This is a genomic window from Actinoplanes sp. NPDC049802, assembly GCF_040656595.1.
Taxonomy (GTDB): Bacteria; Actinomycetota; Actinomycetes; order Mycobacteriales; family Micromonosporaceae; genus Actinoplanes.
The window spans coordinates 35,425-47,189 of record NZ_JBFAMR010000046.1 but is presented as its reverse complement, the minus strand read 5'-3'; the positions used below and the strand labels follow the sequence as shown (position 1 = coordinate 47,189).

11 protein-coding genes are annotated in these 11,765 nt (G+C 71.0%); 3 read left to right on the top strand and 8 right to left on the bottom strand.

The window, feature by feature from the left end; translation table 11 throughout:
- Positions 1–21 precede the first annotated feature (21 nt).
- From AB0I88_RS27370 to AB0I88_RS27360, 3 genes are all read right to left on the bottom strand, one after another.
- A complete protein-coding gene (locus tag AB0I88_RS27370) occupies positions 22–687 on the bottom strand; it encodes a DUF998 domain-containing protein (RefSeq protein WP_361030467.1) in 666 nt (221 codons plus the stop codon).
- Between the two features lie 189 nt (positions 688–876).
- Entirely contained in the window at positions 877–1,935 is a 1,059-nt protein-coding gene (locus AB0I88_RS27365) for an MBL fold metallo-hydrolase (RefSeq protein WP_361030464.1), read from the bottom strand.
- A gap of 152 nt (positions 1,936–2,087) precedes the next feature.
- Positions 2,088–2,966 (bottom strand): EamA family transporter, encoded by an 879-nt coding sequence (locus AB0I88_RS27360; RefSeq protein ID WP_361030461.1) that lies wholly within the window; start codon positions 2,964–2,966, stop codon positions 2,088–2,090.
- A gap of 35 nt (positions 2,967–3,001) precedes the next feature.
- On the opposite strand from AB0I88_RS27360, the gene AB0I88_RS27355 reads away from it, so the two are divergent.
- Positions 3,002–3,493, top strand: a complete 492-nt coding sequence (locus tag AB0I88_RS27355) for a hypothetical protein (protein WP_361030458.1) — start codon at positions 3,002–3,004, stop codon at positions 3,491–3,493.
- Between the two features lie 486 nt (positions 3,494–3,979).
- The gene (locus AB0I88_RS27350; protein ID WP_361030455.1) at positions 3,980–4,120 is read left to right on the top strand and encodes a hypothetical protein; all 141 of its coding nucleotides are present in this window, start codon (positions 3,980–3,982) and stop codon (positions 4,118–4,120) included.
- Here AB0I88_RS27350 and AB0I88_RS27345 read toward each other — a convergent pair.
- Both AB0I88_RS27345 and AB0I88_RS27340 read right to left on the bottom strand, forming a co-directional pair.
- Entirely contained in the window at positions 4,107–4,775 is a 669-nt protein-coding gene (locus AB0I88_RS27345; RefSeq protein ID WP_361030452.1) for a hypothetical protein, read from the bottom strand. The genes AB0I88_RS27350 and AB0I88_RS27345 overlap by 14 nt on opposite strands.
- Positions 4,772–5,251 (bottom strand): SigE family RNA polymerase sigma factor, encoded by a 480-nt coding sequence (locus AB0I88_RS27340; RefSeq protein WP_361030449.1) that lies wholly within the window; start codon positions 5,249–5,251, stop codon positions 4,772–4,774. Before AB0I88_RS27340 ends, AB0I88_RS27345 begins: the two co-directional genes overlap by 4 nt.
- Before the next feature lie 167 nt (positions 5,252–5,418).
- Between AB0I88_RS27340 and AB0I88_RS27335 the strand changes: the two genes are divergently transcribed.
- A complete protein-coding gene (locus tag AB0I88_RS27335; protein WP_361030446.1) occupies positions 5,419–6,612 on the top strand; it encodes an MFS transporter in 1,194 nt (397 codons plus the stop codon).
- A 100-nt stretch (positions 6,613–6,712) separates the two neighbouring features.
- On the opposite strand, the gene AB0I88_RS27330 is transcribed toward AB0I88_RS27335, so the two are convergent.
- The 3 genes from AB0I88_RS27330 to AB0I88_RS27320 form a co-directional block, all read right to left on the bottom strand.
- Positions 6,713–8,005, bottom strand: a complete 1,293-nt coding sequence (locus tag AB0I88_RS27330) for a hypothetical protein (RefSeq protein ID WP_361030443.1) — start codon at positions 8,003–8,005, stop codon at positions 6,713–6,715.
- Positions 8,006–8,473: 468 nt separating this feature from the next.
- A complete protein-coding gene (locus AB0I88_RS27325) occupies positions 8,474–11,410 on the bottom strand; it encodes a hypothetical protein (RefSeq protein WP_361030440.1) in 2,937 nt (978 codons plus the stop codon).
- Positions 11,400–11,741, bottom strand: a complete 342-nt coding sequence (locus AB0I88_RS27320) for a hypothetical protein (protein WP_361030437.1) — start codon at positions 11,739–11,741, stop codon at positions 11,400–11,402. The genes AB0I88_RS27325 and AB0I88_RS27320 overlap by 11 nt, the downstream gene beginning before the upstream one ends.
- Between the last annotated feature and the right edge of the window lie 24 nt (positions 11,742–11,765).

Sequence of the window (11,765 nt, the reverse complement as noted above, 5' to 3'; positions counted from 1 at the left end):
ACGGTATCGTACACCGAGCGGCTATGCGACGTGCGCCTCCGCGCCCCGGCGAACCGTCCGGTACCGGAGGAGGCCGGCGTAGCAGGCCCACACCGGCATCGGGAACACCGCGACGCGCTCCATGCCGCCGACGCCCAGGCCGAGACCATGCTGTGCGAGGAACAGGACGCTGCCGGCCGTACCCAGCAGTCCGAGAGCCAGCGTGACCGGCCGCAGCCCGGACGGCAGCGTGCCGTCGCGGGCGCACCCCGCGATCACCAGGCCCGCGTTCCCGCACCCGAAGACCAGCAGGGCGCCGAGCAGGTGCATGTTCTCGTTGCTGTCCGCCGGGAACAGCCCGGCCAGACCCAGCCCGGCCGAACCGGACAGCAGCAGCCACCGGCTCCAGCGGGCGCCCCTACCCGGTCCCCACATCCGCCAGGTCAGCACCAGCCCGGCGATGAGCAGCGCCGACGTCACCACGAAAGCCACGTTCATGGCGCTGTGCCAGGGCGAGCACACGTACCGGGGCCGGGTGGTGTCCCAGACGCCGCAGGTCACGTTGCCGAGGTCGCTGATGTTGTGGGCCGCCCAGCTGAAAGCCGGATCGTCCCAGCCCCATCCGACGACGACGTTGGCGGCGAGGAACAGCGGGGCGGCGGCCGCCAGGCAGAGGGCGCCGATCGTGGGCGCGGTGGAGAATCGCATGGGTTCACTACATCAACGGGACCCGGTGCCGGGCACTACGGCAGAACCCCATGCTCGGGTATGCCCAGCCCTACCCCCCCCGGCCGACCACGGCGAACCGTGCCCCCTACCGGGGCCGTTCCGGCCCGCCGTCCGTCGGTGTGTTCGCCGGCGCCCGGCCGGGAGAGCCCGGGCGCCGGCCGGCCGGGCTCAGGCGACCAGCTGCCACCAGCCGTCGACCGGCGGGGGAGCGTCCACGTCCACCCGCTCGCCCGGCCGCGGGACGGCCAGGTTCACGTCGTTGTCCTTGGCGGCCCGCCACGTGCGGTCGGCCGGCTCGGACCAGTCGTGCAGCGCCAGGTCGAACGTCGCCCAGTGCACCGGGATCAGCAACCCACCTCGGACGTCCTGGTGGGCGCGCACCCCGTCCTCGGGCAGCATGTGGATGTCGGGCCAGGTCTCGTCGTAGGCGCCCACCTGCACCAGGGTGACGTCGAACGGACCGTGCTCGGCGCCGATCTCGGCGAAACCCGGGAAATAGCCGGTGTCACCCGAGTAGAACACCCGCCGCGACGGCCCCTTGATCACCCAGCCGGCCCACAGCGTGTCGTCGCGGTGCAGGCCACGCCCGGAGAAGTGCCGGGCCGGGGTGGCGACCAGCTCGAGATCACCGGCTCGGGTGGACTCGTTCCAGTCCAGCTCGACGATCCGGCTGTCCGGAACACCCCAGTGGCGCAGGTGCGCGCCGACCCCGAGCGGCGTCACGAACAGCGGGTCGTGGGACGCGGACAGCTCCTGAACGGTCGTCATGTCCAGGTGGTCGTAGTGGTCGTGGGAGATCACCACGACGTCCACCGACGGCAGCGTGTGCAGCGCGACCGGCGGCTCGTGCAGGCGCTGCGGCCCGGCGTGCCGTGACGGCGAGCACCGCCGGCTCCACACCGGGTCGATCAGCACCCGGTGCCCCTCGATCTCCACCAGCACCGACGAGTGGCCGTACCAGGTGACGTGCAGTCCGGTGGCGTCGTGCGGCCCGGCCGCCCGCATCGGCACCGGCAGATGCGGGCGGCGGGAGTCCTGCCCGCTCGCCGTCGCGAGCGCCACCCGCGGCATGGCCGCCGCCGAAATCCCAGCGGTCGGCACGGCGTTGCGGAATCGCCCCCGCGCGAACTGCGGCGACGCCTCGATCCGCGCCCGCTCGTCACCCCGGGCCCGCGCGCCCAGCTGAGCGATCATCTCGCCGAGGGGCCACGCGTTCTTGTCACTCATGTATTCGGCGGTCCGTTCTATGAGGGTGCACTGCGACGACGGAATGCCCCATCGGACCGCGGCTCACCCTCTTGAGCGTTCCGGCTTCCCGAGATGAACCACGGCCGGAAGGACCGGTGACCTCAGCGGCCGACGGCGTGGGTCGCGCGGTCTCACTGCCGGGGCGGAGCGCTGGTCACCATCGCGGCGTCGTCCGGCGAGGCGGGGTTCCCGGTGGGCCGGGAGGTGCGGACGGCACCGGCGCTCGCGGTGATCACCAGGGCTACGGCGAGGAGTTCAACGGGGGACAGACGCTGGTCGAGGACTGTCCAGCCGGCCAGTACGGCCAGTGCCGGGCCCAGGCTCATCAGAACCGCGAACGTCGACGTCGGCAGGCGGCGCAGGGCGCGCAGCTCCAGCGTGTACGGCAGGACCGACGACATCAGCGCCACCACGGTGCCCAAGCCGAGGGTTACCGGCTCCAGCAGGTGGGGCCGCGCCCCGAGCGGCAGGCTGAGCAGCGCCGCCGCGCCCATCGCCAGGGCCAGCCCGTCGGCTTTCGGGAAACGCTGCCCGGCGCGGGCGCTGAAGACGATGTATCCGGCCCACATCACACCCGCGCCCAGCGCGAACGCCGCTCCGGCCGGGTCGAGCCGGTCGAAGCCCTGATAGCCGAGCAGGACCACACCGGTGAGCGCCAGGCCGGCCCACAGCCAGCTCGCCTTCCGCCGGGCCGCGATCACCGACAGGGTCAGCGGGCCGAGCACCTCCAGGGTCACGGCCGGGCCCAGCGGGATCCGGTCGATCGCCTGGTAGAAGAGCGTGTTCATGCCGGCCAGCGCGATCCCGAACCCGGCGACCACCTGCCAGTCGCCCCGGCTGTGCCCGCGCAACCGGGGACGGCACACGGCCAGCAGCAGCACGGCGGCGATCAGCAGGCGCAACGTGACCACCCCGGCCGCCCCGGCCCTGGGGAACAGCAATGCCGCGACCGCCGACCCGAACTGCACCGACATCGCCCCGCCCAGCACGAGGCCGACTCCCGTTTTCACAAGCTGACGCTAGATGCTCGCCCGGCGGCGCGGAGATGCGGGTGGAGCTGTGGTTTGCTTCCCCGGTCATGACCGCCGGCCTGCGGCACCTCCGGATTGGCTGGCGGCCATGCTCAGCTTGCCCGGGCGGCCCCACGGGTCGTCCCGCAAGATCTGAGCAACGGAAGGCGTATGTGGATCGTGTCGTCGAACTGCTGACGGCCCCCCTGAGGAGGGCTCATGGGCCTCCCTGCCGAGCTTCGCCGACGGCGGCCATCCCGGACCCGTCCGGTGGCACGGTCGATGCTGCCGGCGACTTCGGCCGGCTGCTGAGCCGGCCGTGCCCGGACCTTCCACTGCTCGGCGGCATCGATCCGCATGATGAGCCGATCTTCGGCCCGGGCGAAACGGGCCGGCTCATCACTGAGATCGACATCCTGCTCCGTGAGGCCGAACCGGGCCGGGAGCCGCGCGGCCTGATGCGGCTCCGGACGATGGCGCTGGTCTGCACCTGGGGACGAGATCAGCTGGTGTTCATCGGGGACTGACCTGACGGACCGGCTGTCCGGCACGGCACAGACCCACGCCGTTCGCCGTCGGTCGCACCATGTCGGGGCCAGACTGTGCAAGGCGGACGGCAGCGCCGAAGCCGGCCGCCCTCAAGCACACTGAAGTGGCCATCGTGGACGGCCGCCCCCTACCGGCAGACGCGCCGGAGCCGGTGCGGGAGGCGGTGGCCCGGATACTCGGAGGCCGCACCATCGAGGAACGGCCGGCCTCGGGTGGTTTCACGCCGTCCGTCGCCTCGCGGGTGACGGCCGAGTCGGACGGCGACTGTTCGTCAAGGCCGCCCCCGGCGCGGAAGGGCCCACCGTGGCACTGGCCGGCGTGGCCGGTGACCTTGGGCCCCGCCTGATCGCCGCCGAGACGGTGGGGGACTGGTGGGTCGAGCCGGACCTGGCTGCCTGCGGGCACGATCCGGAGCTGTTCCTGAAGAGTCCGTACTGGCAGGACGCCCGGCCGACCACATCGACGTGGCGCCGGCCGGGCTGGCGAGCCGGGAGTGGCGCGACTGCCACCTGCCCGGCCCCGCGCGGCTGCGCCATATGCAGCAGGAACAGGCCCGTCAACTGCTGGCCTGGCTGGACGCCCGGTGGCGGGTCAACCACGGCTGAGCCCTTGGGCGACGGCCCGCAGCTCGGCTGCGGTCAGCTCGGCGTTGCCGCCAACGTCGATCACCGTGCCGTCCGCCGCGGTGATCAGCACTTGGTGTTTCGGGCCGTCCGTGGTCTGGCCGCGCATGAGCCGGGCTGTCCCGGCCGGGACGGTGAACTCGTCGACCTTCTCCAACCCGATGGTGGACCAGTCGGACAGCCATCGGGTGATCGTCGCCCGGTCGGCCCGCGGTGTGGTTCGGAACGGCGCCAGGACGGTGATGAACAGCTGGTTTCCCCCGTTCGCCTTGACGAAGACGCGCATCGTCACCACCGCGCTCGCGTCACCCGGACCGGGGTCGGCACCGTCGGTGTCGAGGCCCTTCTCCGTCACCACGTGCACCGAGCTGTTGACTCGCGGATCGAGGCGCAGGCCGGGTGGGGCGTAGCCGATGTGCAGACCGGCCACATCCCCGATGGCCGGGGCGTGGACGGCCGGGCCGCGGTCGGGCTCCGGCCGGGCGGCGACCGAGATCCCGGACAGCCCGAGGACCACGCAACCGGCCACGGCGACTGCCCGGAAGCGGCGGCGACGGCGGACCCCGCGCCTCACCCGATCGGTGAAATCCGCCGGCACCGGAAGATCGAAATCGGACTTGGACAGCAACTCGCTCACCTCTTCTTCGTCACCCGGCCGCGCAACGTCGACAAACCGCGGGACAGATGCGACCGCACCGTGCCCGTCGTGCACCCCAGAATCGCGGCGATCTCCTCGTCGGGCAGATCGGCCAGGTAGCGCAGCGCGACCGCGGCCCGCTGCTGTGGTGGCAGGCCGGCCAGGATCTGCCGGATCACCGCGGACGACTCCACCGAGGCGAGCGCCGTGTCCTCCCGTGCCGTCTCGGGAACCGTGGCGACCGGGATCGCACGGCGTCGCCGTCGCTCGTTGAGGAACAGGTTGATCATCGTGCGTTGCGCGTACCCCACCGGGTTTCCGTCCTTGCGCACCCGGGACCAGGACGTGCCCACGCGGATGAGGGTCTCCTGGGCGAGGTCCTCGGCGGCAGCCGGGTCGAGCGTCAGCACGTTGCCGAGCCGCAGCAGCCCCGCCGTGCTCTCCCGCAGGAAGGTCTCGAACCCCGCATCCCTCATGTCTCTAATACACTTCCGGACGCCGGATCTGTTGCACCCGGCTGCGGAAGGGAGCAGAAATGCCTATCACCACGGTCACGGTCGCCCTCTCGTCCGAGGAGCGGGCCGCGTAACACGCTGACCGGCCGGCTCCTCGCCATCTTCTTTCCTGGCTTGAGGAGCTTCCTTTGCGTGCCCTTCTCTCCGCGCGAATCGGCGCGGACTTCAACCGTCTCTGGATCGCCTCCGCGATCTCCAACATCGGCGACGGCGTCACCATGGCCGCCGGCCCGCTGCTGGTCGCCTCGATCAGCGACAACCCGTCGCTGATCGCCGGCGCCGTCTTCGCCCAGCAACTGCCGTGGCTGGGAATCGCCCTGATCAGCGGTGCGTGGGTGGACCGTCTCGACCGCCGTACCACGGCCGTGGTGGTCAATCTGCTGCGTGCCGTGGCCCTGGCGTTGCTGACGGTGACCATCGCCACCGGGACGGTCACCATTCCCGTGATCTACCTGGTGATGTTCCTGCTCGGTGTCGGCGAGACCCTGGCCGACACGGCGGTGGGCGCCATGCTGCCGGTGATCGTCGCGTCCGAGCATCTGTCCAGCGCGAACGCCCGGCTCGGCGCGACGTTCAGCGTCAACCAGTTCGTCGCGAAACCGCTGGGCGCCTGGCTGTTCGTGATCTCCGCGGCCGTGCCGTTCGGCCTGGACGCGCTGACCTTCGCGGCCGCGGCCGCGCTGATCGCCGGAATCCGCCCGGTCCCGCCGTCCGAGATGCATGAGCGCACCTCGCTACGGCGGGAGATCGGGGCCGGTGTCCGCTGGCTGTGGCATCACCGTCTGCTGCGGGCCCTGGCGGTCAGCATGGGTATCGGCAACATCGCATTCTGTGCGGCGTTCGCGGTCTTCGTCCTCTACTGCCGGGAGCGGCTCGGTCTCGGGGAGGTCGGATACGGCGTCCTGCTCACCGCCTTCGCGGTGGGCGGCCTGTTCGGCGCGGGCGTGGCGGCCCGGCTGAGCGGCCGTTTCGGCAACAGCGCGGTGCTGCGGGCCGGGCTGATCATCGAGGTGGCCGTGCACCTCACCCTGGCCGTGACCACGTCACCGTGGGTGGCGGCGACCGTCCTGGTCGTCTTCAGCATCCACGCGATGGTGTGGGGCGTGATCACGTCGACGATCGGGCAGCGGGCCGTTCCCGATCAGCTTCGCGGCCGCGTGTCCAGCGCCTACTTCGTCATCCAGACCGGTGGGGCGGCCGTCGGCTCGCTGGTCGGCGGCCTCCTCGCGGGTGTCTGGTCGATCACCACACCGTTCTGGATCGCCGCCGCCGCGATGGCGTTGATCACCGTGGGTGCCTGGCGTCCGCTCAGCGAAGCCTGACTCGGCACGGCACCCGACCGGCGCCCGGAAGCTCCCCGCGACCGGGCGCCGGGGCCGAGCCCGGCGGCGCGGGCCGCCGGGCTCAGCCCGGACAGCCGGCTCACGACTCGATGGAACGCTGCCCGTCGTCGCCGCGCAGCCGTCGCAGCCGGCCGCCGATCCCGTTGGCGAACATGCCGGTGACCGCGCCGGCCTTGCCGAGGGCCTCACCGCCGATGCTGAGGGCGGCGTCGAGGCCCTTGGCTCCGGTGGTCATCGCGGCGTCGAGGCCTTTCGCCCCGGTGTCGAGGGCGCTGTCGCGTACCTCGACCGCCGCGTCCACCCATCGCCGGGCCTGCGACGACCGGCCACCGGTCTCGATGCCGAGGCTCCGGCGGAAGTCGTGGATGCCGGCCGCGGTGTGGTTGCTCGCCTGGACGACGCTCGGGGAGCTGAGCGGGTTGAAGAGCACCTCCGCGTTGGCCCGGCCGATGGCGGTGTTCATCCGTTCCATCAGGCGTTCGGTGCTGCGGGCGATGAGCCGCAGCCGGTTCTGGCGGGCGGCCCGCAGCCCGAGGCGATGGCCGTCCAGCTCCTCCGGCGAGGCGTCCAGCACCCGGTCCAGCTCCAGCACGGCGATCGCGTCCTGGAGCTGGAAGCTGCGGGCCAGGACGGCGAGCCACTCCCGGACCTTGATCTTCGCCTCCTGGGTGGTCGCGGCGAGGTCGGTGATCGCGGTGTCGCGTTCCAGCTTCTCCGCGTACGCGTCGAGTTGCCGCAGCGCGTACGCCTGGGTCTCGGCGATCGTCGCCGGTGCGGTCTGCACCTTCGACCACATGATGTCGTCGACCCGGCCCCGCGTCTCCCGGAGGTCCATGGTCTCCTCGATCATGAGGTCCATCCCGATCATCCGGGAGAGCGCGGCGTCCTTCTGGGCGCGCAGCACGTCGTCGACCTTCTGGTCGATCTTGGCGAGATAGTCGGTGATCTCGTCCATCTTCTGCTTCGTCGCGACCTGCGCCATGATCCCTCCGACGCCGGCCAGAACCGCCGGGTTGGTCAGGAACGATCCGTGTCCCTGCGTGGCGAACTCGACGAATCCCTTGATCTGCCCGCTGTCGCCCTTGAGCACGCCGGTGAGAAGCCCTGTCTTGGAGCTCTGCCGCAGCCCGTACTTCGCGACGAGTTTCGCCGACTCCTCCGAGAGCTGCACCCAACGGCCGGACTCGGCGGAGATCTCCGAACCCGCCTTCGCGAGCGCGGACCCGAGACTGGCGAACGTCTTGAGCCGTGCCAGTCCGAGATCCTTCGTGACCGGCAGCCGTTCCGAATACAGGAAGCGTTCGACATCCGTCGACGTCCCGATGACCGCCAGACCGTCACCGTCGCTGATCAGCTGAATGTCGTAGCCCATCGCCCGCTCCCCCCAGTGGCATTCTCGCGGCCGAGGCTAGCGGCGGGCACGCTCCATGATCATCCTCCGGCCCGGCATTTCCGAACGACTTCCAGAGGATCCACCCCATTCCCGGTACGCGTGACCACCGTCATGTTCAACCAGGACAGTCCCGCCGTGCCGGCGCGATCTCGCTGCCCGCTCCCGCCCGTGCCGCGCCCGCCGGGCGCAGATCGGTGGTCATTCCGAACGGCCCGAGCCCACGTCACCTGCGAACGGGCACGCCCCACCGATCTCAGCCCGGCGGGCGCGGCACGGGCTGCGGGGGCAGTGAGATCGCGCCGCACGGACGGGACGGTCCGAACTGGGCGAGACGGAGGTCCGCGTACCGGATATGGGCTTTATAGATCTTTATAGTGTGGATTGTTGATTGTCAGGGAGGTCGAGCGGTTCGCGCGAGGGCCCGGGTGGTCGGGGACGGATCGGACGTCAGATCCAGAAGAGGTTTTCTTCCGATCGGAGTGCGGCCGCGACGTCCGGCGTGGCCCGGGGCAGGACCTCGCCGGTGATCTCACTCTCGGTGAAGTAGGTGTCCATGAGGAGCGCCAGGGACCGCACCGTTCCGGGCCGGGAGGCCAGCTCCTGGTATCGGACGATGAGGAGGACACACTCCCTCACCGTCCCGGCATCGAAATCTCTGAACATCTCCTTCAGGCCGTCCCACCGTTCGATGTCGATCGTCGCGAGCGCGGCGGCGATCTCCGGGGACGACCAGTGGCCGGCGGCGATCCCGGCGATGCGGGGTGGGAGAGAGCTCAGGCGCCTTCCCCGCTTGCGATCGAGCTCAGTCGGCTCCAGAAATCGCCTGGTCCGGCTCTGTTGCCGCGCTGCCTGCTGTCGCACGGCATCGGCTTCGGTGTGCCGGCCGGATGCGTCGAGCAGATCGGCGCTGACCGCGTTCGCCGCCCGGAGCAGCCGATTCCGGGTGACGGCGTCGAGGGAGCTCGCCCGCGTCAGCCGGACCGCGTCCCCCAGTGCCCGCAGCGTATCGTCGGCCTGCTGACCCAACTCGTGGCACAGGCGGGCGAAATCGATCAGGCCACGGATCAGGCCGAGCTCGTGTCGTGCGGCGTTGATGCGCACGAGCCGCCGATGGATCGCATTGGCCGTCCGCTGTTTCTCGATGGCCTCCGGCAACCGTCGCAGCGCCGCCAGAATCTGCGACTCGACCGTCAGCGCCAGAGCCAGATCGTGGTCGTAGGAGATGTTCAGCCCGGCATGCCGCTGCAGGATGCGAACGGCGTTCTCCGCCGCGTGTTCGGCCTCCGGCAGCCGATCGAGGGACTTCAGGGTCTTCGCCCGGCCGAGCAACGCGGCCGCGAAATCAAGCTCCAGGCCTGGTTCGGCGTTGGTGGCGAGAGCCCTCAACAGCTTTACCGCTTCGTCCAGGGCGTCCAGGGAGGCCCGCGTGCGGCTGTCCTGGCGCAGTTGCTCCGCCTGCTGGACCAAGGCCCGGACCAGGGTGATCCGGTGCTCCGGGTGGGCGGCCACCAGACGCCGCAGGTGCGCGATGGCCCGGTGCCGGATCGACAGCGACGACGGACCCTCACCGGTGTGCCACAACGCCAGACTCAGCTCCGACAGGCACGTCGCGATTTCCGCCGCCGACAGCGTGGCGCCCAGGCCGTCCTTGCTCCACAACCCGACCGCTTCGCTCAGCGACGTGGCCGCCTCCGGCCAGTTCCCCACCCGGATGTGTGCCCGCCCGACCGTACGCAGTGCGAACTCCAGCCGGCCGGCGTGGACGGCCCGGTCCCCGGCCACCAGCCTCCGGGTCGCCTCCACCGCCTCGGTCAGCCGCGCCAGGCCCTCGGTCACCCGGCCGGCGTCGAACAGCCGGGAGCCCAGCCTCTGCAGGATCCGGACGGCTTGGACCGCGTCGATGACGTTGCGGGCCAGATCCTCGACGATCCGTTCGGTGACGGCCGCGATCCCGGTGCACAGGTCGTCGGGTGGATCACCCGGCAGCAGAGTCTCGATGGAGGCGAGAACGTCCAACGGGATCTCCCGGGCGGCCGCCACAGCCAGCAACGCCGGTGCTCCTCCGTCGACGGCGAGTTGAGGCCGTTGCCGCAGCAGCGGTACCAGCAGGCGATCCACCAGATGTGGCCACCGGGGAGCCGCCTCGATCAGCAAGGGCAGGGCGGTCCCGACACCTCGAGGACCGGCATTCATCAGGCCGAGCAACGCGGTGCCCGTCCACGGGTCGGCCCGGAAACGGGGGATGCCGTGCCCGGGAGTCTGCAAGGCCACGAAATCCTCGGCCAGCAGGTCCGGGTAGAGCGGCTCCAAACGGGTGTCCGGGTCCAGCGGCGGATAGCACATGGCGTGATCGTCGAGGACCCGGCCGGCCGCCGCCGGACTGTCGGCGACGGCGGCCGACTGGACCGCCTCCGCGGCGGCCGGATAGTCGAGCGCCCTGGTCAGCGCCGCCACGAACACCGCCCGGCCGAGCACCTGGGGCACCGACTCGATACGTTTGTTGTCGGACATCGCCTGCCAGTGGCTGCGTTCCCGGGAGAGCAGATAGGCCGACAGGTCGCGCAGTCCGGTCGGCGGGGCCTCACCGTCACGGACCGCCAGGACGTGGGCGAGCGCGGCCATGTGGATCGTCAGAACCGAGCCCTCGACATGCGGCGGGACGGTCACCGGCTCGGTGACCCCGAGAGCCCGCGCGAAACAGGACCTCGCCACCGTGAAAGCCTCCGCCGAGCCGGCCCGTGTGCCGCCCACCGGCTCCAGCTCCACACTGTCGGCGTCGATGCCGAGCGATTGCGACAGCCGGTAGGTGAGGGCATACCACCAGTTGTCGAGGGGCCTGGCCAGCAGCAGGACACGGAGAGCTGGGCCACCGTGCAGACGCTGGTCGTGCAGCAGCGCCAGCAGATCGGACAGAGGCCAGCGCTCGGCGTAGTCGACCAGCACCAGCAGCCGTCGCGACGCCACCAGCTCATTACCGGCCGGGATCTCGACCTGCCGGACCGTGACATCGCGGCTGTGCCGGGCCCGGCACACGACCCAGCCGTGGCGCTGGGACAACTCGGCGAAGCGAAACGCCAGCCGGGTCTTGCCCTGGCCCGCGGCGCCGTGGACGAGACGGACCGCGACCGCGGCGCCGCCGTCCCGCCACGCGGTCAGCTCGGCGATCTCCTCCTCACGGCCGGTGAAGGAGACCACCCGGTTGCTCGCGTTGAGCAGGCGGCTCGGCTGCTCGTCGCCAGAGAGCGCCACCTCGCCGAACGACAACTCGTCGATGAAGTGGGTGCCGATGCGCTGATGGATGTGCAGGTCGCCGTCCTGGACGGCGAACACGGTGCCCCGGTCACGGGCCGTGTTGACCTGGCGGGCCGGAGTCCTATCGGTCATCGGGATGCCGGGGTGCGTCACCGATGTTCATGGTGCCGTTCTGTACGCCGTACACCCGCCCTTGATCCTGGGCCCTGTTGATCTGGACCTGGCCGGACGTCTCGGGCGAGGGCGAGGGCGAGGGCGAAGAGGGTGGGGTCGGTGGCCGGCGGGAGGCCAGGGCCAGCCACACGCCGGCGACGCCGAAGCCGGCGGTCAGAATCGCGCTCAGGACGCTCGATGCCTGGTCCGCCTTGTCGAGGCCGAGCCGCAGCAGGAACACCGTCCAGGCGGCCAGGAGCACGCTGCACACCAGGAGAGCCGTCACTGTCCAGAAGCGGCGCCGCGTCATCCCTCCAGTATGGTGCGGACGCTA